We start from the raw sequence: 22,550 nt of genomic DNA on the forward strand, positions 1-22,550 counted from the left end.
ACCTCCCGTGGACACCCAGGCGGACACCCCTCTGGCCATCCCCGCCCTCTCCGACGCGACCGAACTGTCCTGCGACGTCCTCGTCATCGGCGGCGGCACCGCCGGCACCATGGCCGCGCTGACCGCCGCCGGACACGGTGCGCACGTGCTGCTGCTGGAGAAGGCGCATGTCCGGCACTCCGGTGCTCTCGCCATGGGCATGGACGGGGTCAACAACGCGGTCATCCCGGGCCGGGCCGAACCCGACGACTACGTCGCCGAGATCACCCGCGCCAACGACGGCATCGTCGACCAGTCCACCGTCCGGCAGACCGCGACCCGCGGCTTCGCGATGGTCAAGCGCCTGGAGTCGTACGGGGTGAAGTTCGAGAAGGACGAGCACGGCGAGTATGCGGTCCGCCAAGTGCACCGGTCCGGCTCGTACGTGCTGCCGATGCCGGAGGGCAAGGACGTCAAGAAGGTCCTCTACCGGCAGCTGCGGCGTCGCGAGATGCGGGAACGGATCCGCATCGAGAACCGGGTCATGCCGGTCAGAGTGCTCACCCATCCGGACGACGGCCGGGCCATCGGTGCGGCCGGGTTCAACACCCGCACCGGCGCGTTCGTCACCGTCCGGGCAGGCGCGGTGATCCTGGCCACCGGGGCCTGCGGCCGGCTCGGTCTGCCCGCCTCCGGCTACCTGTACGGGACGTACGAGAACCCGACGAACGCGGGCGACGGCTACGCCATGGCCTACCACGCGGGGGCCGCGCTCACCGGGATCGAGTGCTTCCAGATCAACCCGTTGATCAAGGACTACAACGGGCCGGCCTGCGCGTACGTCGCGAACCCGTTCGGCGGGTACCAGGTGAACCGGCACGGCGAGCGGTTCGTGGAGTCGGACTACTGGTCGGGGCAGATGATGGCCGAGTTCGCGGCCGAACTCGCCTCCGACCGAGGCCCGGTGTACCTCAAGCTCAGCCATCTGCCCGAAGAGACCATCACCGCCGTCGAATCGATCCTGCACACGACGGAGCGGCCCACCCGCGGCACTTTCCACCAGGGCCGCGGCCACGACTACCGCACCCACGACATCGAGATGCACATCTCGGAGATCGGACTGTGCGGCGGGCACTCCGCCTCCGGGGTACGGGTGGACGCGCACGCCCGCACCACCGCTCCCCGGCTGTACGCGGCCGGCGACCTGGCCTGCGTACCGCACAACTACATGATCGGCGCGTTCGTCTTCGGCGACCTGGCCGGCGAGGACGCCGCGCGGTACCGGGCCTACGAGGGAGAGCTGCCCCGGGACCAGCTGGCCGCCGCCCACGAGCTCGTCTACCGGCCGCTGCGCAACTCCGGCGGGCCGCCGCAGCCCCAGGTGGAGTACAAGCTGCGCCGGTTCGTCAACGACTACGTGGCACCGCCGAAGACGGGGGCGAAGCTGTCCCTGGCGGTGGAGGCGATCACCCGGATGTCGGAGGAGATCGCCGGGATGGGGGCGCGCACCCCGCACGAACTGATGCGGTGCACGGAGGTCACCTTCATCCGGGACTGCGCGGAGATGGCCGCCCGGGCCTCGCTGGCCCGGACCGAGTCCCGGTGGGGCCTGTACCACGAGCGGCTGGACCATCCGGAGCGGGACGACGCGGGCTGGCTGCACCACCTCGACCTGCGCAAGTCGCCCTCCGGGGCGATGGAGTTCACCACGCGACCGGTCGAGCCGTACGTGGTCCCGGTACCGGAGTTCACCCCGGCACCCGGGCCGGAGCGCCGGCTGGGCGTCACGCTGGTGCCGGTGGCCACAGCCGGGCCGCGGGACGCCGCCCCGGCCGCCCGCGCGACCGCCGGAGCGACCGCACCCGCGGCCGCGCCGGCCCCTGCCCCGGCCGAGGCTTTGGTGGTATCCGCGCCCAGTCCCGCCCTCCTCCGCCTCCTCTCCCTCGCCGAGGAGTCCCCCGACCTGGACGCGCTCCGCCCCTACCTCGCCGACGCCGACCCGGCGGTCCGGGCGGCCGCTGTGGCAGCCCTCGGCGAGACCGTGCCGACCGGAGCCGGCCCCGCGCTCGCCGAGCGCCTGCGGGACACCGCACCCCAGGTCCGGGTCGCCGCCGCAGCCGCCCTGCGTGAGCTGGTCGAAGTACTCCCGGCCGAGCCGGAGTTCGAGGCCGGCCTGCGGGAGGCGCTCGGCGTCGCCGACCCGGCCGTCCGCGCCGCCGCGCTCGACGTGCTGCGGGCCCTGCGGCTGGGCGACGCCCCGGCGTACGCCGCCGCGCTCGCCGACACCGACATCGAGGTCCGCATCAGCGCCGTCCGGGCCCTGGTCTCGGTGGACGCGGTCCCGGAACTGGCGGTGGCCGCGAACGACCCGGCCCGCGAGGTCCGGGTCGCGGTGGCCCGCGGCCTCGCGGCCGTACACTCCCCGGCCCCGGCACCGCTCGAACCGCTGCTGGACGACCCCGACCCACTGGTCCGGGGCGCCGCCCTGGCCGCGCTGGCCGCCACCGGCTGCCCGCCCAGGTACGCCGCGCTGGCCGCGGCCGCGCTCGACGACCCCGCCTGGCAGGTCCGGGCCGGCGCCGCGACCGCCCTCCAGGCGGCCCCGCCCGCCCAGGCCGTCCCCGCCCTCGCCAAGACCCTGGCCGACCCCAACGCGGATGTCCGCAAGGCCGCCGTCCTCTCCCTTCTCCCCCACCGCGCCGACCCCGAAGCCCACACCGCCCTCACCGCGGCCACCACCGACCCCGACGCCGACATCCGCGCCTACGCATCCCGCGCGGCCTCCTGACCACCGCGGCTCCGACGGCGGCGGCCGACGCGACTCCACCACGCAGGTCAGGGCACGCGGCGCCGACCCCGGGCCCCGCGGCACGGGGGCGATGTCGGATCTGATGCCCGGCTCTTGCCAGCAGCGGAAGCGAATCCGCATCGGCACTCCCCCACGCACCCTGACATCTCGACGGGGTGAAGCCGTGGGGTACGCGCCCGTCACCCCCCCCGGCTCGCCCGAGGCACCTGCGCGGAACCATCCTCACCGAGCCAGTCGCGCACCCGGCGGGCACGCCGCCGGGTCAGCCACGTACAGGCAGAACCAGGCGGCGGCCCGGCAGCTTCACACCGTCAGAACGATCGCGCATCTCGCGACCTGACAGCTCCTCGCACCAAGCTGGCCATCGCTCGCCACGCCCTCGCGCAGGTTCGAATCTTGCCGAGGGTGACCGTTTGCAACCGTCGCCTTGGTGGCGGCCATCAGCCGCCCCTTCCGCGTCGTGAGCGCGAATCGGCCCTCGTTTGCCGGTCGCCCGGTGAGAGGGCGCAGGTCAGACCTTCCACCATTTGTGTGGTGTCCCGCCGGGGGCGCTCTCTTATGGGCTGGTCAGCAGCCCGGGCGACGGCCGCGGCCCGCTCCGTGATCTGGGCGAGGTCGCGGGCGACAGCAGCGAAGATCGTCACAGCAGATTCTGACCACGCCACCGGAATGGATCGGTGGCACGATCGTCGGACGCGCCGAGCCCGATGCCCCATACCCGGTCGCGCGGGCTGGCCTCGACCAGCACCCGGTTACCCGTGCCGAGCAGGTACGCACGCAGTGCGGGGTCCTGCCCGAACTTGGCGACGTTGCCCGCGACGACCAACTCGAAGCGGGCGGCGGCCCAGCGCGCCTTGCCGAAGGCGGTCCAGTCGCTCCAGGTTCTTGGCTTCGGCGGGAGTACGAGCCGCGAGTATCGCCGGGAGCGAGCGTCGTCACCGAACAGACGGGCCTTACCCGCCATCATCCAATGCTCCGCGCTTGCGTAGGTCACGCCGTCCACGGTGAAGGGTGAAGGCCATCACTGGCTGAACGCACCCGGACCGATCGAACCATCCCGCTGCGGCTGATGCCCCCAGAACATCAGCCACTTCGGACGCGCTCCACCAGCAACAAGCGCCGAGAGCTCTTCTCGGGTGCGGGCCTGGACCGAGCCGCGGTCGGCGATCAGGACACCGAGCTCATGACGACTGACTGCATCTGATCCTGCAAGGTGACACACGCCTGCGTGATCGGGGGCGGTCAGCTCAAGAATGGCCCGGGCGAGGTCGGCGACATAAATGGGCACCGGATGTCATCGGTGAACAGCACGCCATTTCGTCGCCCGGTTTCCAGATCGTGAATGAGTGCCTCCCTCGTGCACGGAGCCACCGCCGCCGGTGATCAGCGAGGTGCGAGCGATGACGGTGGCTGGGGCGAACATGCGGATCGCCGTTTCTGCCGCAGCCTTCGCAGCCCCGTATGGGGTGATCGGATCCGGCGTGGCGGATTCGTCGTAGCGGACGTCGGCGCCGGAGAAGACGGCGTCACTGGACACATGCACCAGCCGGGATCCGTGCCGAGTGGCGGCCATCGCCAGGCGGACCTGTCGGCGGCTGCACCAGGCCGGGGCTGCGCGCGGGGCCGGACCTCCTGCTGGTCCGGCTGGTGCGGACCGCCGTATTCATCGACGACCACGACAGCGCGGTGGCTCTGCTGGACGAGATCGAGCACCTGTACGAGAGGCGCCTGGACGAACACGATGGACATCGTGTTCACGGCGGGCCGCGGCCATCCTGGGGGCCGACTCGCGCATGCGGCATCTGAGCGAGCACACGAGTCCTGCGATCCGGTGCCCAACTCCCGTACTTTCTGCCGCAGGTTCTGTGTTTGCGCACACGAGGCGAGTTCTGGGCTCCCCTGACCGTTGACACAATGCCCGTACCGGCACCGGTCCGCTGGTTCTGAGGGGCCGAAGATGCCATTCCATGTTCCCTCTCGGGCCGATGTCGGCCGTCTTTGAAGACATTCGGGTGCGGCGCTCCTAGCGTCGACGTCATGACGGACAACGTCGACTTCATAACGGACATCGATGTGCCTCAGGTCGCGGATGCCGAGGTGGCCGCTTTGGTGCGGGCCGAGGTGGAGTGCCGATGGCCGGACGGTGTTTCTGGCCTCGACGAAGTAGTGCGTTACGGATTGGTGCCCTTCGGCAAGATGATGGGCCCCTGGCTGGTGATCCGATCCAGCCTCGCGGTAGGAGGTGAGATAGCGGCTGTCCTTCCCGCCGCGGTGGCTTTGGAATGCGTGCAGGTCGGCGCGATGATGCACGACGACATCATCGACCGTGACGCACACCGGCGAACCAAACGGGCCGCACACGCGGTATTCGGGGAACCGACGGCCATCGTGGGCGGGGACGGGCTGTTCTTCCACGGCTTCGCCGCGCTGTCCGAGTGCCAGGAAGCCGGAGCTCCCGCCACACGGGTCGCGCGAGCACTGGCAGTTCTTTCCCGGGCCGGTTTACGCATCGGAAGCGCGGCCATTCAAGAAATCCGGATGAGTCGCGGAATCTGTTCCGTCGAGACGTACCTCGACATGATCAGGGAGAAAAGTGGTGCTCTGCTGTGGATGGCATGCGGTGTGGGTGCCACGCTCGGCGGAGCGGATGACTCTGCGACCAAGGCACTCAGCCAATACAGCGACCAGCTGGGCATCGCGTATCAGATTCGCGATGATCTGATGGCCTACGACGGAACTCGGGCAGGCAAGCCGAACATCTCCGACGTACGGAACGGCCGGCCCACCTTGCCCGTCCTCCTCGCGCACGATCGTGCACCTCGCGAGCAACAACGGCGGATCGAGCGTCTGCTCGCCGACACCGCCTCACCGGCCGAAGAGCGTCACGTGGCCATGTCAGAGCTCGTCCACGCCTTTGACGGCGTGCAGGCGGCACGAGATGTGTCGCACAGCCACGTGCAGATGGCCGCGGCGGCATTGGAAAGCCTCCCACCCACCGACCACAGGAACGCGCTCGCGGAACTCGCCACGCCGGGTCGCCTGGTGTAGCGCGGGACTCACCCGAGGAGGTGGTTCTCATGACCGGCACGACCTACGCGACATACCTGCACCTCGACGAACTGCTGGCGCTGCAGCATCCGCTCACGCCGGCGGAGCGACAGGACGTGCACGACAGCGAGCGGCTCTTCATCGTCGTACATCAGGCGTCCGAGACACTGCTCAGCCAAGTCCTCGTCGACCTGCGCCACATCGCGGCGAACCAGTGCGGACAGCGGTGCTTCGCCCACCGGGCGGAACGGGCGACACGGCTGATCGACGCCTTGGAGGGGCAGTTGACGCTGTTGCGCCACACCCTGGATCGGGAGGACTTTCTGCGGTTCCGAGACAAGTTCGGAACGGCGAGTGGTCTGCAGTCCGAACAGTTCCGCGAGCTGTTCGCACTGACCGAGCGCGTGACGACGAGAGGCGCCGGTCACCCCCTCCCGGTGGGACCCCGGCAGCGCGACGAGTTGAGCGCCTCCGTGCGCCGTTGGCGATACACGCATCTGGAACTCGTCGACCACATGATCGGCAGTTCGCCGGGCACGGGAGACACCTCCGGCATCCGCTATCTGGCAAGCCGGTTGAACGGAGTGTCGCAGGGCGAGGGCGCCGACAGCGCTTTCGCCGCGTGGATGCGGACGCGTTCTTGATGCATGAGAGGCGGCGCATGCGCGTACGGCCCCCGGGTTCGTCGCTGGGGCATGTGGTGGTGATGGGCGGCAGCGTGGCCGGTCTGCTCACCGCCCATGTGTTCTCGCGCCACGCGGAACGAGTGACGGTATTGGAACGCGACCACTACGAGGACAGCCCTGAGCCTCGTGCGGGTGTGCCACAGTCGCGCCACACCCATGTCCTGCTGACCAGCGGGATGGACGCGTTGAGCGAGCTCATGCCCGGGCTGCTGCCCGAACTGAGGGATGCGGGGGCGCCGTGTCTCGCCGTCCCGGCGGATCTGGGCGTGTGGCAGGCAGGGCAGTGGATATCCCGCCGCCATCCGTCCGCTCCGGTCATGACCCCGTCGCGCCCCTTCCTGGAACAGCGCATTCGCCGGCGCGTCCTGGCCGATCCCCGTATCCGGGTCCGGACGGCGACCGAAGTGACGGGCCTGCTCGGCCGGTCCGATCACATCACCGGCGTCATGGTCCGCGGCAGGGGGGCCGATCACCACGCCCGGCAGGAGCTCGTGGCCGACCTCGTGGTGGACGCCACCGGAAGGACAAGCCGTACGCCCCAATGGCTCGCCGACCTCGGCGGCTCACCTCCCGGTGAAGACGTGGTGGAGACCGGGCGGGCGTATGCCACGGCTGTCTTCCACGCCGACGGACCGGCCGAGGACCTCAGGGGTTTCTACATCGTTCCCGATGCCGGGCAGCAACTCGGCGCGATCATTCTGCCCGCCGAGGGCGACCGCTGGATGGTCACCCTGTCCGGGCCCCGGGACCACGCGCCGCCCACCGACCCGGCGGGCTTCGTCGACTTCGTCGGCCGACTCCCGCACGCCGCTCCCCACAAGTGGCTCAGCAGGGCACATCCCGTCGGCCGTCCCGTGGGATACCGGCACACCGCGAACCGGCGCCGCCGCTACGACCGTATGGCGCGCGCTCGTACGGGACTGCTCGTCGTCGGAGACGCGTTGTGCGCCCTCAACCCCGTCTACGGGCAGGGTCTGTCCGTCGCGGCCCTGAACGCGGTCGCGCTCACCCGAGCGCTTGCCGGCGAACGCCTGCCTTCGGTGCACGCCCTGCAACGAGCGGTCCTGCGATCGTCCCGTGCGGCGTGGGATGTCGCGACGGGCGCGGACAGCCCCATGCCGGGAGCCGTCGGCAGCGCGGTGCGCAACGGTCCCGTCGACCGACTCCTCACCTGGTATCTCGACCGCGTGCGCGATCACGTACCGGGCGATCCGGTCGTGTGCAGCGCCAACCGGGACGTCCTCTTCCTGCTGGCCCCGCCCCGCAGTCTGCTCACGTCCCCTCGCGTGCTCCGACGGGCTCTGCTGCGTACGGCGGTGCCGACACCACATGACCTGCCCACGCCCTGATCGCCACCGGGCCAACAGCAAAGGTTCACTCCATGCGACACGCCAGTACGCTCGTCCGCCCATGGGCGGGTCGGTCCCGGACGACTCGACGCGTCCCCGCGGATCTCGCGGGTGGGCGGTGACGTCCATGACCACGACACCGACCAGAAGGCTTTCCGCGGCCCTCGACACGGGGCGGTCGATGCTCGAGACGGCCCTTCGCGATGCCGTACAGCGTTACCTGGGCCCGGAGATGGGGCGGATCGCCGACTACCACTTCGGGTGGGCGGACGCCGACGGCAAGGCGACCATGACGTGGGGCGGCAAACTGGTCCGGCCCGCCCTGGCGCTGCTGTCTGCGCGGGCGGCGACCGGCACGGCTGCCCAGGGCATACCCGCCGCGGTTGCCGTGGAGCTGGTGCACAACTTCTCGCTGCTGCACGACGACATCATGGACGGCGACGCGACACGGCGGGGCCGGGCCACCGCCTGGACGGTTTTCGGCATGCCCGAAGCCATCCTGGCCGGCGACGCGTTGGTGACCGCTGCGACGGCTGTGCTGCTCGATGCGGAGGGTGCCGATGCCCGCTCCGCCGCCAGGTCGCTGATGACGGCCACCCAACGGATGATCAGCGGTCAGGCCGCCGATGTCGCTTTCGAACGGCGGGACGACATAGTCCTCGCCGACTGCCTGCGGATGGCGGGCGACAAGACGGGCGCGCTGCTCGGGTGTGCCTGCTCGCTCGGCGCCGAACTCGTCGGCGCCGACCAGGCGTTGGTCGCACGACTCGCGGCCTTCGGTGAGCACGTCGGGCTTGCCTTCCAACTCGTCGACGATCTTCTGGGTATCTGGGGCGATCCGGACAGCACCGGGAAGCAGACGGGAGCCGATCTGAGGGCCCGCAAGAAGACGCTGCCCGTGGTGGCGGCGCTGAACGCACGGCAGACGGACGAGCTGTCCGCCCTCTACCTGCGCCCCGAGCCGCTGAGCGAGCGCGACGTACAACGCGTCGCGGACCTCGTGGAACGCGCGGGAGGACGTGACTGGGCGCAGGACGAAGCGGCCCGCCAGGTCGCCGCGGCGGAGGAATGCCTCGCCGCCTCGGGGATCGCGGACGCCGTGCGCAGCGAGTTCCTGGAGATGGCCGGGTTCATCGTCGGCAGGCGGTTCTGATGACCGTGGCCCGATCCCCCGCTGCGGCGTCCGTCGCCGCCTGCCCGGAGTCGAATCGACCTTTGTGGACGGACCAGCGGTCGATCTCCAGGAGGCTCTCGCTACGACACGCTCCGCTCATTCCCGCCATCCCATCCCTGCACGTGTACTCCCCGGACAGAGAGGCGCCTTTCCATGCCTGAACTTCCCGTGCCCGAACCCAAAGCACTTCCCTTTGCGGCGCGTGCCGCCGGATGCCCCTTCACCCCCGCTCCCGAGCTCTACGAGATGCAGCACGACGACGAGCTGAGGCGGGTCAAGGTGCCCAGCCCGATCCTCGGTGAGTTCGAAGCCGTGGCCCTCACGCGTTACGAGGACGCCAAGAGCGTGCTCGGCGACGAACGCCTGCAGATGGGATACGTCTTCGACCCCGAAGCGCCGCGGACCATGCTGAACCAGCCCGGCAACCTGCTGAATTACAACGGCGCCGAACACACCCGCCTGCGGCGCATGCTCACCGGCGCCTTCACGGTCAAACGGGTGCGCGCGCTCCGGCCGAAGATCGAGCAGATCGTGACCGGGAGGCTGGACGCGCTGGAGGAGGCCGGGCCGGGCTCGGACCTCGTGCAGCTCTTCGGCACGCCGATCCCGACGCTGGTGATCTGTGAACTGCTGGGTGTGCCCTATGCCGATCGGGAGGACTTCCAGCGCCGGGCCAGGGTCGGTCTGGACGTCAACACGACCCGGGAGGCGCAGATCCAGAACCTGGCCGAGATGGACGACTACATGGGCGCGCTCATTGCGTCCCACCGGCAGAGCCCGGGCGACAACCTGCTGGGGAGCGTGGTGCGCGACTTCGGCGATCAGCTGACCGACGACGAACTGGTGGGCATCGGCAACATGCTGCTCGTCGCCGGGCACGAGACGACCGCCAGCATGCTCTCCGCCGGGACCGCACTGCTGCTCCAGCACCCGGACCAGCTGGCCGTGGTACGCGATGACCCGTCGGCGACGGACGGTGCCGTCGAGGAACTGCTGCGGTACTGCGCACCGGCCATCACGATGCCGCGAGAGGCCGCCGCGGACATGTACGTGCGCGGCCAGAAGATCGAGCAGGGCGAGCGCGTCGTCGTGTCGGTACTCGCCGCCAACCGCGATCTCGGTGTGGCCGAGGGGGACCTGGACTCCCTGGACGTACGCCGGCCGCCGCTGCCTCACGTCACCTTCGGCTACGGCGCCCATCAGTGCCTCGGCCAGCAACTGGCGCGGATGGAACTGCGAACAGCGCTGCCGGCCCTGTTCAACAGGTTTCCCACGCTGCAACTGGCCGTCCCGCAGGCAGAAGTCAGCTACCGGACCACCGCGCTCGTTTTCGGCGTGAACGAGCTTCCGGTCACCTGGTAATCCGGAACTGGAGATCAAGATGGCCCTGAAGGTTGAGGTCGAGGAGCCACGATGTGTCGCCGCCGGGCACTGTGCGGTGGCCGCCCCGGAGGTCTTCGACCAGCGCGACGACGACGGCGTCGTGGTCCTGCTCAACGCGGCCCCGCCGGAGCACGTGGACGAAAGCGTCCGCGAGGCGGCCCTGCTCTGCCCGGCCGCCGCCATCATCGTCCGGGAACGCGACGGTTCGTCATGAGTGACGTGCTCGTGGTCGGCGCCTCGGCGGCCGGACTGGCAACCGCGGAGTCGTTGCGCAAGCAGGGTTTCGCCGGCTCCATCCAGCTCGTCGGGGATGAGGCCCACCCGCCCTATGACCGGCCGCCGTTGTCGAAACAGGTGTTGTCGGGCGCCTGGAGTGCCGAACGGGCGGTACTGCGCCCTCCCGCGGACCTTCAGGCGCTCGGAATCGAGCTGGTGCTCGACCGGCGGGCCGTGTCGGTGGACGTGCGACGGCATGAGGTCACTGTCGTCGGCGGGAAGCGGCTCCCCTACGGCACCCTGGTGATCGCGACCGGACTGACACCGCGCCGGCTGGACCCGTTCGTGGGCTTGGCCGGGGTGCACACGCTGCGCACCGTCGAGGATGTCCGGCGGCTTCGTGAGGACCTGCTCCGGGCAGGCCACCTGATCGTGCTCGGCGCCGGCGTCCTGGGGTGTGAGATCGCCGCGACAGGCCGCGAGCTCGGTCTGGACGTGACCATGGTCGATCCGGCGCCGGTGCCGATGGGCAGCCAGGTCGGTCACGAGATCGGCCGAATGCTGGCCGAACTCCACCGGGACAACGGCGTCGAGGTGCTGACCTGCACCAAGGTCGAGGCGCCGGTCGTCACGAGCGGCCGGATAGCCGGCGTGCTCACCTCTCGGGGACCGATCGCCGCGGATGTCGTCGTGGTCGCCGTGGGGTCCACGCCCGCAACGGACTGGCTGGAAGGCAGCGGCCTGACCCTGGACGACGGTGTCGTCTGCGACTCGAGGTGCCGTGCCGCGGAGAACGTCTACGCCGCCGGCGATGTCGCGCGCTGGTGGCATGAGCGGCAGTCGCGCAGCGTTCGCCTGGAGAACCGCACCAACGCCGCGGAACAGGCCCTCGCGGTGGCCGACAACATCCTCGGGGCCGACCGGCCGTATGTTCCGGTGCCCTACTTCTGGACCGATCAGCACGGCGTGCGGATACAGGTGTTCGGCGACCTCACCGCTGCCGATCGCATCCGGGTGATCGAAGGGACGCTGGGCGCACGGAAGTTCGTCGCGGTGGCGGAGACCGGCGAGCGCGCCGTCGGCGTCGTCGGCTGGAACAGCGCGCGGGGAGTACGGAAGGCGCGTGAACTCCTCACCGCCGACCGTTAGGCGCTGTGGAAGGAATAGGAAAACGGATGCCACGAGCAGAAACGGTCTCTTCCGAAGAGAAACCGATATGGGACGTAGAAGTGCCGGTGCTTGTCGTCGGTGGCGGTGGCTGCGGGCTTGCCGCGTCGCTCTTTCTGTCCGATCTGGGCGTGCGGCACCTGCTGGTCGAGAGGCGCGAGTCGACCTCGGTGCTGCCCAGGGCGCACTATCTGAACCAACGCACCATGGAGATCTTCCGGCAGCACGGAATCGCCGACGACGTGTACCGGATCAGCACTCCGCTGGCGAACATGGGCGAGGTCGCTTGGCGTACCTCACTGGCCGGCGACGGCTTCCTGGACGCCCGGGACCTCTACCGGATGGACGCGTTCGGCGGCGGTACGACGGCCGGGCCCTACGCGGCCGACAGCCCCTGCCCGTCGACGAACCTCCCGCAACACCGTCTTGAGCCGCTGCTGCGCCGGCACGCGGAGCAACGGGCACCGGGCATGGTGCGCTTCCACCACATGATGGAGGAGTTCAGCCAGGACGAGGACGGCGTGACCGCCCTGGTGACCGATCGATCGACTGGTGCGACCAGCACCGTCCGCGCCCGGTACCTCCTGGCCGCCGACGGGGGGAGGAGCATCGGCAGCTCGCTCGGTGTGACCATGGACGGGGACGTCGGGGCGTGGAATGTGATCTCCGTGCATTTCAGCGCCGACCTGTCCAGGTGGTGGAGCGGTGATGCGGTGCTGATCACCAACTTCGTCAGTCCGGACGGCGGGCTCATCTCCAGGTACGGAATGGTGGCCATGGGCCCCAGCTGGGGTCTGGCGTCCGAGGAATGGGCGCTTCACTTTCATCTCCCCGTGGACGTCGAACTGGACGTGGGGGAGGAGGCGACCGTCGCCAGGGTGCGGGACCTGCTGAAGCTGCCGGACCTGGACGTCACCGTGCACCAAGTGAGCCGGTATGAGCCGGAGGCGGTCGTCGCGAGGACCTTCCGGGTCGGCAGGGTCTTCCTCGCCGGGGATGCCGCACATCGCCAGCCGCCTGCCACCGGTCTCGGCCTGAACACCGCGATCCAGGACGCGCACAACACCGCATGGAAGCTCGCGGCCGTGCTCGACGGCACGGCGGACGGCGCACTGCTGGACTCCTACGAGGCCGAGCGGCTCCCGGTCGCTCACCGGACCGTGGACTGGGCGATGTTCGCCTTCCGCAACCACGGGGTGCTCCACGCCGGCCTCGGCCTGGTGCCCGGGCAGCCGAAGGAGGTCACGCAGGCCGCCTTCCGCGCACTCTTCGCCGACACGCCGATGGGCCGGACCCGGCGCGCCAGGACGGCGGAGGTCTTCGCGACACAACGGATGGAGTACCAGGCACACGACATCGAGATCGGCTTCTCCTACTCCCGTGGCGCCCTCGTGCCCGACGAGTCGGAGCCCCCGGCGCGCGATCCGATGGGGACCACGTATCACCCCGTCACCAGGCCGGGGCATCGGCTGCCGCACGCGTGGCTGACGCGGGGCACCGAACGCGTCAGCACCCACGACCTCGTCGGTAACCAGGGTGGCTTCGTGCTGATCACCGGCTCGATGGCGGACAGCTGGGTGGTGGCGGGGAAGCAGGTCGCGGACACCTGCGGCGTAGCGCTCAGCGTCGTGCCCATCAGCGCTGAAGCCGGATCGGCCGGCTGCCAGGATGCCGAGGGCACCTGGACCGCGGTGCGGGGGATCGGCGACGACGGCGCCATCCTGGTGCGTCCGGACAACCATGTCGCCTGGCGCAGCGTCCGCGGGGGCCCGCACGCAGGCGAGGAGCTCACCGCGGTCTTCCGCCGCATCCTCGGCCACCACGACGTCACGACCACCGGGAGCTGACCATGCCTTCCGTCGAACACGAACGCGTCGTACGTGACTTCCTGACCCGGATGGGGCCGACCCCGGCCGACATCAGGTCCACTGTGGAGAGCTTCCTGACCGACGACTGCGTGTGGGAGAACCCCGGTTCCCCTGTGTGCCGGGGCAAACGGCAGATTCTCGAGCTCATGCCGGCCGACTTCGCCCGCCTCGAGGTCCGGTTCCGCCACGTGGCCACCGTGGGCGCGACCGTGCTGGTCGAGCGGGTCGAGAACATGCTCCGCGTGGACGGAACCCCCATCGCGCGGAATCTGAAGGTGATGGCCGCCTTCGAGCTGCGTGATGGCCGTATCAGCGCCTGGCGGGACTACTTCGACATCACCAATCTCATCTCCGACGCAGAGGAATGGTGAAGGCGGGCTTATGACGAACATGCGAACGGACACGAAGGACGTGCGCCTCGAGCTGGTGGAGAGGGTCCACTCCATCGGACCGGTTCTCGCGGACGGAGTCGCCGAGGGCGACCGGGAACGCAGACTGCCCGACTCCACGGTCCGGGCCATCGACGGATCGCAGGTGGGCATGGTCTGGACCGCGAGGGCCTACGGCGGTCTTGAGGCCGACGTGAGGACCCTGAGTGAGGTCACCAAGGCCCTCTCCCACTACTGCCCGTCCACCTCGTGGGTGGTGAACAACATCAACGGATCGAACCTGCTCGCCTCGAGGTTCCCGGGGGTCGCGCAGAAGGAGGTATTCGGGAACAACCCCGGCGCCAAGCTCGCCTCGATCTTCGTGGCAGCGGGTGACGCGGTCAGGACCGCCGGCGGTTATCTGCTCACCGGGAAGTGGCCGTACGCCTCCGGAATCCTGCACGATGACTGGGCGATCCTGAGCGCGAAGGAGACAGATACCGAAGGGGAAACCGTCCGTCTCGTGTCGGTACTCGTGCCGACCACCGACCTGACGGTCGAGGACACCTGGTTCACGGTGGGCATGCGCGCCACCGGGAGCCACACGGCCGTCGCCCAAGAGGTGCTCGTCCCCGAGCACCGGGTGATACCGGTCGAAGTGCAACTGGGCCGTCAGAACACCACCGATGTCACCCTGCCACCTCTGTTCCGCTCACCCGCCGTGGCGGCCATGGCCGTTATCTGTGCGTCAGTGGTGATCGGCATCGGTCAGGCGGCGCGCGCCTTCGTCGTCGACCAAGCGCCCGGACGGGGCATCGCGCCGACCATCTACAGGAGCCGGCCCGACTCGCGGACCTTCGTGTCGTCGCTCGGCAAGACGGCGCTGACCATCGATGCGGCCGAGATGCACGTGAACCGGTCCGCGGAGGTGATCGACGAGGCCGCCTCAGCGGCGGTCGCCCTTCCGGAAAGCGAGCTGCGCCGGATCCGTGGCGACGTCGGTCAGGCGGTCAACCTGGTAACCATCGCGCTCGACGAGCTGATGTGGGCCCACGGGGCGGCCGCCTTCGCCGAGTCGAACCCGTTGCAGCAGTACTGGCGGGACGCCAACACCGCGGCCCGGCACGCGATGCTCAACGTGCATGTCGGTCATGAACTGTACGGCGGGGCATTCTTCGGCCTCGACTCCATCGTGCCCAGTCTCTGACCGCTCGCTCATCTGCTTCCCTCGCACGTTCCCTCGCACGCAAGGAATCCCATGGGTTGGCTTCCCCCTTTCCTCATTCCGATGTCGGAGACCGCGCCGGTTACGGTGGGGGCGGCCGATGTCCCGGGACGGCTTTTCTGGTCGGTCGCCGGACCGACTGCAGTCGGCTGGATAGTGACCTACGTGCTGGCCATCCGGCAGGCCGTCCTGGACGGACGGGTGGGCATTCCCGCGTACCTGGTAGCGGTGAACTTCGCATGGGAGTTCAGCCTCACCTTCCTCCTGGAACAGACGCCGACGCAGCGGCAGATCAACTTCTTCTGGGTTCTCTTCAACGTCGTCCTGCTCTATCAGGCGTTCCGGTACGGGCGACACGACTGTCCCGGGCTGTCGCCGCGTGCCTTCAGGTGGACGGTTGTCGGCGTGCTGATATGGGCGGCGCTGATCGTGATGGTAGTCGCCAATGAGTTCCACGACCGCGACGGGATGTACACCGGAATGATCATCCAGGTGCCGCTGAGCGCCTCGTTCCTCCTGATGCTCAAGCGACGCGGGTCCAGTCTGGGACAGTCCATGCACATCGCCGTCGCGAAGTTCGTCGGATCCCTCTTCGCCGGGTTGACCGCCTTCCTCGTCTATCCGTCCCACCTGCTGTTCCTGGTGCTGGTTCCGACCTATGTCGGTCTGGACATCGCCTATCTGGTGATGCTGCACGGGACGATGCGTGCGGAGGGACGACCGTCGTGGGCGTTGCGCACACCCACGACGGTCGCCGGGCCACTGACGGGATTCAGCCCTGGGCCGACGTCCTCGCCGAGCGCGGGCGTCCGGCCGATGTCAGATGACGCCCCTGCGTAATGCATACGCAACCGCGTGGGGCCGGTTACGCAGGTTGAAGCGCCTGGTGACCTCGAAGATGACCCGCTTCACGGCCCGTTCCGAGAAACACAGTTCGCCGGCGATCTCAGCGGTGTCCAGGCCTTCCGATAAGAGCCGCAGGACATCGATCTCTCGTGGGGTCAGTCCGGAGTTGTGCAAGCCGTGCGGCGACAGGATCTCGCGCTGGATCCGCTCGATCTGTCTGAGCAGCTCGCCGAGCATCTTTGAGGGGAGCGCACCCCCGCCGGACGCGGCGGTCAGTACGGCCTCCTCGATGCGGTCGCTGGTGGCCACCGCTCGCGGCAGCAGCGCGACGACGTTGCACTCCACCGCGGTGAACGCATCGGTCCGGTCGAAATCGCAAGTAATCAGAACCACCGGCACGCCTAAGGATTCCTTCATCCTGCGCAGTGACGACGTCACCTCCACGGACAACCGCTCCGCGACGACCACGGCGACGTCGGCCGGAACGCGCTCGCCCGAAACGACCTCGATGTTCGGCGTGGAACTGAGGTGGCTGCTGATTGCCATATGCGTCAGCGGATCCGGTGCCCGGACCAGCGCTCTCACCAGGTTTACCGCAGTCCTACCAGTCACGGTTTTCTGCTGATAATTCACCTATCCCCCAAGGGTGTTCGATTCCAAGAGCGTTTGGTTGCTCCAGGTCACGATCGTTGTGGTTTATGTACAGGTGGCGGCGCGTCTGAGGCGCGGCGGGCGGCCGAGAACCGCGCGACAATCCTGGTCAAGGGTCACAAGACGCGCCCGACAGGTACTGAGTCTCACTGACGAGCCGCGGATGCCCGCAGCACAGTCGGAACCTTGCGCATGTCCGGCCTCAAGCCGCATCTCGCCAACACATTCGGACTCCCCAAGCAGCCCGAGAGCTCTGAGAATTTCTTCGGCGGCTCTGCGGAACAGGCTCTCGGTGCGCGGTTGCTGGGCGGTAGCAATTGCTGCAAGGAGTTCCCCCCTCTGAATTCGCACCGGCCACCGGGCGGTTCGGGTCTCCCGTCTTGAAGACCCTCGGGCAGTGGACCAGGACTTGGGACGCGCATCGTGGACATGTCCGGGATCCTGGAACGCCCCGCGCGCTCGGCAAGCACCGCCTATGGAATGGGTCGGCGGTGACGGACTTCGTTGTCCGTTGGTGCCATTCCAGTTCGGGCTGCCATATACCTTTTTACCGGCAGGCGAACGGACAGGGCGGGCCCACTATGGCAGATATCGTGACCGAGTTTGACCGCACAGTGGGACGCGAGTCCTGGGCCGACGTGCTCAAGCGACGGTCCGATGCCCGTTCGCTTGCCCGAATCGGCCCGCAGCACTGCCCGTTTCCTGCCCGACTGGGGGCGTCGCAGGGGGAGGTGTACACCAGCGCCCTGGTGCCCGATCCGGCGTCCAGGCACTCCCCGGAAGCCCAGTTCTTGACCATGAAGCGGTCGTACGCGTTGCTGGGAATGATCCGCCAGTTGCCTCGGAGGTTGTCCGTGTCGCAACTTTCGAGAACCACCGGATCGGTGGACCGCTCGTGGGCGGTGCGACACTCGCTTTGGCCGGTGGCCGCCCTGATGCGCACCTTCTCCGCGCTCCAGAAGTCAGCCGAGGCGGAGCCGATCTGAGTGACCGCCATCGATGTGGCGGACAGACCGACCACGGCGGCGCGCGTCGCCGTCCTTGCTCTTGGACCGGGTCATTGTCCGGGTACTCGGCGAACGGCCCGGCCAGGGAGTCGGCGAAGGCCACGTACCGATACGGCGGCATCCCGGCCGGGCCTGCCGCCCGTGCCGCTCCCGCGCCGGCGAGTGCGGTACCCGCGCCCAAGGTGATCCCGGCCGCACCGGCCGCTGTGCCGTGCAGCACAGCGCGCCGGCTGACCACCTGGCGGTTTCGGGCTAATGGTTCCATGTCTCCCATCCCTGATGGCAATGGATCTTGTAGGCAACAGGCGCCATGACGTACAAACCAGCCGGTCGGCGCCACCACCCGAGGTTAGAGCCGGTGGCAGGCGGCGCTTGTCTGCCAGCGAACCGACACTTGTCCGAGAGTGCACTGATCTGCACCGCGCTGCGGCGGCTACGTTGGCAGGGAGAAGTGGGGGGAGACTTCGGATGCGTCGCGTGCTGTCCACGGCGTCGGTGCCCGTCGGTGAACGGCTGGCCTACTGGCATGAGGTGATCGAGCAGACCTGCGTGCCGTTGGACATCGCCCCCTGCGGCGATGCGCCGTTCCGCGGGAGTCTCACCGCCGACCGGCTGGGCTGCCTGCAGATTTCCACCATCGAGGCCGACGCGAACCGGGTGCGCCGCACCAAGGGCCTGATCGCCCAGGCCGACCGGGACCACTTCAGCGTGGGTGTGCAGGGCCGCAGCCCGGGCATGGTGGCGCAGGACGGCAGGGAAGCGCTTCTCAGCCCGGGCGACCTCACCTTCTACGACACCAGTCGGCCCTACGCCCTCAGCTTCGCCGAACCGTTCCGGATGCGGGTCTTCGCCATACCGCGGCAGGCGCTGGGCCTGCGTGAGGCCGATCTGCGACGCATCACCGCGGTGCCGCTGCGGCCCGATAAGGGGCCGGCCGCGTTGGTGGCCTCGTTCCTGGCCCGGCTCGCCGCCGAGGCCACCACCTATCCACCGCACATCGGCGACCTGCTCGCCCGCAATGCCGTGGACCTGCTGGGCACGCTGGTCGCCGAGCAACTGGGCCGAGAGGCCGCCGACACCGCTGATGCGGCCACTGCCGCGCTGCGGTTGCGCATCCAGTCCTTCATCGACCGCCACCTCGGCGACCCGGACCTGTCCCCGCAGACCATCGCCGCGGCCCACCATCTGTCCGTTCGCTATGTGCACCGGCTGTTCCAAAGCGAGGGCACCACGGTCAGCCGGTGGATCCAGCGCCGTCGACTGGAGGCCAGCCGCCGGGAACTGGGCCGCCACGGCCCGGCGGTCGCGGCCGTCGCCCACCGCTTCGGCTTCACCAGCCCGTCCCACTTCAGCCGCGTGTTCCGGGGCGCCTACGGCATGTCCCCCCGCGAATGGCGCACCATGGCCAACCGCCTCGAGCCCGGCAGCCCTCCGCCCCTGACACCGGGTCGCTGATCGCGATCGGGATCGGCACTCGCGCGCTGCTGTCGGCGGAAGTTGCCGACGGAGGCTTACTCGGGCCGTCGCTGACCACGGCCTGGTCGACCTGACGTCCGCCCTGCGAGCCTACGACGCTGATCGAACGGAATTCCTGATCGGTGATCGCGCCGGGGTCAGCGCAAGACTGCAGGGCCTCTTGGTAGCTGTGGTTGCGAACCAATCCGAGCGCCAAGAAGCCCTCTTGACGCAGTTGTACGCGCTCGCGCCCGCGGAGTCCTCTCGTCTGCTCCGTCGTGTGACTGCCTCGCGCACCGGTTCGGCAACGCGGCGGACCGGCCGGACCGCACCCCTGCTATGGCTCCCACATGACGGGAAGTCAGCCGGTGACGACCGTCGGCGCGCCTTCGGCGACGGGATCCATGCCCTCGGCGATGCGCATGGCCTCCTCGATGAGGGTCTCCACGATCCGGTGCTCGGGCACGGTCTTGACGACCTCGCCCTTGACGAAGATCTGTCCCTTGCCGTTGCCGGAGGCCACGCCGAGGTCGGCCTCGCGGGCCTCGCCGGGGCCGTTGACGACGCACCCCATCACGGCGACCCGCAGCGGCACCTCCATGCCCTGCAGGCCCGCGGTGACCTCGTCGGCGAGCTTGTATACGTCCACCTGGGCCCGCCCGCACGAGGGGCAGGACACGATCTCCAGCTTGCGGGGTCGCAGGTTCAGCGACTGCAAGATCTGCGCGCCGACCTTGACCTCCTCCACCGGAGGAGCCGAGAGGGACACGCGGATGGTGTCGCCGATGCCCTGGCGCAGCAGGGCGCCGAACGCGACGGCCGACTTGATGGTGCCCTGGAACGCCGGCCCCGCCTCGGTGACGCCGAGATGCAGCGGGTAGTCGCAGCGCTCGGCAAGGATCTCGTAGGCGCGAACCATGATCACGGGGTCGTTGTGCTTGACCGAGATCTTGACGTCGTGGAAGTCGTGCTCGGCGAACAGCGAGGCTTCCCACAGCGCCGACTCGGCGAGCGCCTCCGGCGTGGCCTTGCCGTACTTCTCCATCAGTCGCTGGTCCAGCGAGCCCGCGTTCACCCCGATCCGGATCGGGGTGCCGTGGTCCTTGGCCGCGCGGGCGATCTCGGCGACCCTGTCGTCGAACTTCTTGATGTTGCCCGGGTTCACACGGACCGCGGCGCAGCCGGCCTCGATGGCAGCGAACACGTACTTCGGCTGGAAGTGGATGTCGGCGATGACCGGGATCTTGGACTTCTTGGCGACCGCGGGCAGCGCCTCGGCGTCATCGGCGCTCGGGCAGGCGACGCGGACGATGTCGCAGCCGGCCGCGGTGAGCTCGGCGATCTGCTGCAGGGTGGCGTTGACGTCGGCCGTGACGGTCGTGGTCATCGACTGCACCGAGATCGGGTGGTCACTGCCGACCCCGACCGGACCGACCTGTAGCTGGCGGGTCTTGCGGCGTTCGGAGAGCACCGCAGGCGGCAGAGCGGGCATACCGAGCGCGACCTGGGTCACCGTGGTGTCCTTTCCAAGTGGGGTGCGTGTCGTATCGCCACGGCACTGTGCAGCGTGAGCACGGTTTCGGCGATGGATTCCGCGGTGAGACCGTGTTCGGCGAGGATGGCCGACCGCTCACCGTGGTTCAGGAACTCGCGGGGCAGCCCCATGGTGTGCACCGGCGTCCAGACCTGGGCATCGGTGCATGCCTGTGCCAGCGCCGTGCCAACACCCCCCGCACGTACACCGTCCTCGAGCGAGAGCACTAGCCGGTGGCGGGACGCCAGGTGGACCAGGGTCGGGTTGACCGGCAGCAGCCAGCGTGGATCGACAACCGTCACCCCGATGTCGTTGCCGACCAGCAACTCCGCTGCACGGAGGGCAGGAGTCGCGAGAACTCCGGCCGGGACGAGGAGGACGTCGAGCGGCCGGGACCGACTGCGGTGCAGGACATCCAGGCCGTCCATGCGTTTGAGGGCGGGAATCTTCGGGCCTGCGCTCCCCTTCGGGAACCGCAGCGCGGTGGGACTGTCGCGCGTGGACAACGACTCGCGCAGCAGTTCGGCGAGTTGGGTGGTGTCGCGCGGTGATGCGACACGCATTCCCGGCACCGCGCCCAGCAGGGTGAGATCCCACATGCCGTGGTGGCTGGGGCCGTCGGGGCCGGTGATTCCCGCACGGTCCAGGACGAAGGTCACCGGCAGGCCGTGCAGGGCCACGTCCATCATGACCTGGTCGACGGCGCGGTTGAGGAACGTGGCGTACAGGCAGATCAGCGGGTGCAGGCCCCCCATGGCCAGCCCTGCGGCGCTGGTGACCGCATGCTGCTCGGCGATACCCACGTCGAAAACGCGGTCGGGAAACCGCTGGGAGAACCGGTGGATGCCGACCGGTCGCAACATCGCGGCGGTCAGTGCGACGATCTCGGGCTGCGTGGCGGCGATCTTCACCAGCTCCTCGCCGAACGCATCGGTCCAGGTAGGTGAGCCACCGACGCGCGATCGACCGGTCGCAGGGTCGATGACACCGATGCCGTGCATGCGATCGGCCTCGTCGTGCTCGGCCGGGGCGTAGCCGAACCCCTTCTCAGTGACGCAGTGGACCACAACCGGGCGGTCCAACTGCACAGCATGGCGGCATGCCCTTTCGACGGCAGCAATGTCGTGCCCGTCCACGGGGCCGACATAGGTGAAACCGATGGTCTCGAACAGGTTCTGGCCTTGGTGTCGGTCACTCCGCAGCGCGGCGAGATGCTCGGCCACACCGCCGACCGTGGGGTCGTACGAACGGCCGTTGTCGTTGAGGACGACCACCACCGCGCCCTCGCCTCGAGCGAGGTTGTTCATGGCCTCCCAGGCCATGCCGCCGGTCAGCGCGCCGTCGCCGATGACCGCGACCACGCGGCGGTGCTCCTCGCCGAGCAGCCGCTGCGCCTTGACCAGGCCATCCGCATAGGACAGCGCCGTGGAGGCGTGCGAGTTCTCCACGTGGTCGTGCGGCGACTCCTGGCGCAGCGGATAGCCGGACAGCCCTCCTGCCGCACGGAGCGTGCTGAAGGCGGCCTGCCTGCCGGTGAGGATCTTGTGGACGTAGGACTGGTGGCCGGTATCGAACACGATGCGGTCGGTCGGTGAGTCGAACACTCGGTGCAGCGCTATGGTCAGCTCGACCACGCCGAGGTTGGGGCCGAGGTGCCCGCCGGCGGAGGAGACCCGTTCGACGAGGAGCTCCCGGATTTCGCTCGCCAACGCGGGTAGCTGATCCGGGCGCAACTCCTTGAGCTGCTGTGGGCCGATGACACGGCTGAGCACAGTGGACAACACG

At 69.0% G+C, this 22,550-nt stretch carries 17 protein-coding genes and 2 pseudogenes; 14 read left to right on the forward strand and 5 right to left on the reverse strand.

Annotation, left to right across the window (positions count from 1 at the left end):
* Window positions 1-7 precede the first annotated feature (7 nt).
* On the forward strand, window positions 8-2,767 hold the full coding sequence (locus ACTWP8_RS08880) for a fumarate reductase/succinate dehydrogenase flavoprotein subunit (RefSeq protein ID WP_443321593.1): 2,760 nt from the start codon (window positions 8-10) through the stop codon (window positions 2,765-2,767).
* Between the two features lie 661 nt (window positions 2,768-3,428).
* Here the strand turns inward: ACTWP8_RS08880 and ACTWP8_RS08885 are convergent.
* Together ACTWP8_RS08885 and ACTWP8_RS08890 are read right to left on the reverse strand one after the other, a co-directional pair.
* Window positions 3,429-3,797: pseudogene (locus ACTWP8_RS08885) on the reverse strand (NADAR family protein); the annotation flags it as partial.
* A gap of 132 nt (window positions 3,798-3,929) precedes the next feature.
* Window positions 3,930-4,451: pseudogene (locus ACTWP8_RS08890) on the reverse strand (sugar nucleotide-binding protein); the annotation flags it as partial.
* Window positions 4,452-4,825: 374 nt separating this feature from the next.
* On the opposite strand from ACTWP8_RS08890, the gene ACTWP8_RS08895 reads away from it, so the two are divergent.
* From ACTWP8_RS08895 to ACTWP8_RS08945, 11 genes are all read left to right on the forward strand, one after another.
* The gene (locus ACTWP8_RS08895) at window positions 4,826-5,836 is read left to right on the forward strand and encodes a polyprenyl synthetase family protein (RefSeq protein ID WP_443321594.1); all 1,011 of its coding nucleotides are present in this window, start codon (window positions 4,826-4,828) and stop codon (window positions 5,834-5,836) included.
* A gap of 20 nt (window positions 5,837-5,856) precedes the next feature.
* Window positions 5,857-6,480, forward strand: coding sequence for a tryptophan 2,3-dioxygenase family protein (locus ACTWP8_RS08900; protein ID WP_443321595.1), 624 nt, complete (start codon window positions 5,857-5,859; stop codon window positions 6,478-6,480).
* A 17-nt stretch (window positions 6,481-6,497) separates the two neighbouring features.
* Window positions 6,498-7,871 (forward strand): FAD-dependent oxidoreductase, encoded by a 1,374-nt coding sequence (locus ACTWP8_RS08905; protein ID WP_443321596.1) that lies wholly within the window; start codon window positions 6,498-6,500, stop codon window positions 7,869-7,871.
* 127 nt (window positions 7,872-7,998) lie between these two features.
* Window positions 7,999-9,024, forward strand: a complete 1,026-nt coding sequence (locus ACTWP8_RS08910; protein WP_443321597.1) for a polyprenyl synthetase family protein — start codon at window positions 7,999-8,001, stop codon at window positions 9,022-9,024.
* A 174-nt stretch (window positions 9,025-9,198) separates the two neighbouring features.
* Entirely contained in the window at window positions 9,199-10,407 is a 1,209-nt protein-coding gene (locus ACTWP8_RS08915; RefSeq protein ID WP_443321598.1) for a cytochrome P450, read from the forward strand.
* Between the two features lie 25 nt (window positions 10,408-10,432).
* Complete coding sequence (locus ACTWP8_RS08920; RefSeq protein WP_443321660.1) at window positions 10,433-10,642, forward strand: ferredoxin; 210 nt, start codon at window positions 10,433-10,435, stop codon at window positions 10,640-10,642.
* Window positions 10,639-11,793, forward strand: coding sequence for an NAD(P)/FAD-dependent oxidoreductase (locus ACTWP8_RS08925; protein ID WP_443321599.1), 1,155 nt, complete (start codon window positions 10,639-10,641; stop codon window positions 11,791-11,793). Before ACTWP8_RS08920 ends, ACTWP8_RS08925 begins: the two co-directional genes overlap by 4 nt.
* A gap of 26 nt (window positions 11,794-11,819) precedes the next feature.
* Entirely contained in the window at window positions 11,820-13,658 is a 1,839-nt protein-coding gene (locus ACTWP8_RS08930) for an FAD-dependent monooxygenase (protein ID WP_443321600.1), read from the forward strand.
* A gap of 2 nt (window positions 13,659-13,660) precedes the next feature.
* Window positions 13,661-14,050, forward strand: a complete 390-nt coding sequence (locus tag ACTWP8_RS08935) for a limonene-1,2-epoxide hydrolase family protein (protein ID WP_443321601.1) — start codon at window positions 13,661-13,663, stop codon at window positions 14,048-14,050.
* 10 nt (window positions 14,051-14,060) lie between these two features.
* The gene (locus tag ACTWP8_RS08940; RefSeq protein ID WP_443321602.1) at window positions 14,061-15,254 is read left to right on the forward strand and encodes a hypothetical protein; all 1,194 of its coding nucleotides are present in this window, start codon (window positions 14,061-14,063) and stop codon (window positions 15,252-15,254) included.
* Between the two features lie 81 nt (window positions 15,255-15,335).
* Window positions 15,336-16,112: a transmembrane-type terpene cyclase gene (locus tag ACTWP8_RS08945; protein WP_443321603.1), complete on the forward strand. Its 777-nt coding sequence runs from the start codon at window positions 15,336-15,338 to the stop codon at window positions 16,110-16,112.
* Here ACTWP8_RS08945 and ACTWP8_RS08950 read toward each other — a convergent pair.
* Complete coding sequence (locus ACTWP8_RS08950; protein WP_443321604.1) at window positions 16,092-16,664, reverse strand: response regulator transcription factor; 573 nt, start codon at window positions 16,662-16,664, stop codon at window positions 16,092-16,094. The genes ACTWP8_RS08945 and ACTWP8_RS08950 overlap by 21 nt on opposite strands.
* Before the next feature lie 698 nt (window positions 16,665-17,362).
* Between ACTWP8_RS08950 and ACTWP8_RS08955 the strand changes: the two genes are divergently transcribed.
* On the forward strand, window positions 17,363-17,755 hold the full coding sequence (locus ACTWP8_RS08955; RefSeq protein ID WP_443321605.1) for a hypothetical protein: 393 nt from the start codon (window positions 17,363-17,365) through the stop codon (window positions 17,753-17,755).
* 489 nt (window positions 17,756-18,244) lie between these two features.
* A complete protein-coding gene (locus ACTWP8_RS08960; RefSeq protein WP_443321606.1) occupies window positions 18,245-19,231 on the forward strand; it encodes an AraC-like ligand-binding domain-containing protein in 987 nt (328 codons plus the stop codon).
* 361 nt (window positions 19,232-19,592) lie between these two features.
* Here ACTWP8_RS08960 and ispG read toward each other — a convergent pair whose 3' ends face one another.
* On the reverse strand, window positions 19,593-20,744 hold the full coding sequence (ispG, locus tag ACTWP8_RS08965) for a flavodoxin-dependent (E)-4-hydroxy-3-methylbut-2-enyl-diphosphate synthase (RefSeq protein ID WP_443321607.1): 1,152 nt from the start codon (window positions 20,742-20,744) through the stop codon (window positions 19,593-19,595).
* Window positions 20,741-22,549 (reverse strand): 1-deoxy-D-xylulose-5-phosphate synthase, encoded by a 1,809-nt coding sequence (locus ACTWP8_RS08970; RefSeq protein ID WP_443321608.1) that lies wholly within the window; start codon window positions 22,547-22,549, stop codon window positions 20,741-20,743. Before ACTWP8_RS08970 ends, ispG begins: the two co-directional genes overlap by 4 nt.
* Window position 22,550: the final 1 nt, after the last annotated feature.

The organism is Streptomyces sp. 7N604, from assembly GCF_052245475.1.
Taxonomy (GTDB): Bacteria; Actinomycetota; Actinomycetes; order Streptomycetales; family Streptomycetaceae; genus Streptomyces.

Excerpts from the sequence above, each read along its gene's own strand:
- ACTWP8_RS08895 (WP_443321594.1), top strand. The coding sequence starts at position 4,826 with ATGACGGACAACGTCGACTTCATAACGGACATCGATGTGCCTCAGGTC.
- ACTWP8_RS08905 (WP_443321596.1), top strand. The coding sequence starts at position 6,498 with ATGCGCGTACGGCCCCCGGGTTCGTCGCTGGGGCATGTGGTGGTGATG.
- ACTWP8_RS08910 (WP_443321597.1), top strand. The coding sequence starts at position 7,999 with ATGACCACGACACCGACCAGAAGGCTTTCCGCGGCCCTCGACACGGGG.
- ACTWP8_RS08915 (WP_443321598.1), top strand. The coding sequence starts at position 9,199 with ATGCCTGAACTTCCCGTGCCCGAACCCAAAGCACTTCCCTTTGCGGCG.
- ACTWP8_RS08925 (WP_443321599.1), top strand. The coding sequence starts at position 10,639 with ATGAGTGACGTGCTCGTGGTCGGCGCCTCGGCGGCCGGACTGGCAACC.
- ACTWP8_RS08930 (WP_443321600.1), top strand. The coding sequence starts at position 11,820 with ATGCCACGAGCAGAAACGGTCTCTTCCGAAGAGAAACCGATATGGGAC.
- ACTWP8_RS08935 (WP_443321601.1), top strand. The coding sequence starts at position 13,661 with ATGCCTTCCGTCGAACACGAACGCGTCGTACGTGACTTCCTGACCCGG.
- ACTWP8_RS08940 (WP_443321602.1), top strand. The coding sequence starts at position 14,061 with ATGACGAACATGCGAACGGACACGAAGGACGTGCGCCTCGAGCTGGTG.
- ACTWP8_RS08945 (WP_443321603.1), top strand. The coding sequence starts at position 15,336 with ATGTCGGAGACCGCGCCGGTTACGGTGGGGGCGGCCGATGTCCCGGGA.
- ACTWP8_RS08950 (WP_443321604.1), bottom strand. The coding sequence starts at position 16,664 with ATGGCAATCAGCAGCCACCTCAGTTCCACGCCGAACATCGAGGTCGTT.
- ACTWP8_RS08960 (WP_443321606.1), top strand. The coding sequence starts at position 18,245 with ATGCGTCGCGTGCTGTCCACGGCGTCGGTGCCCGTCGGTGAACGGCTG.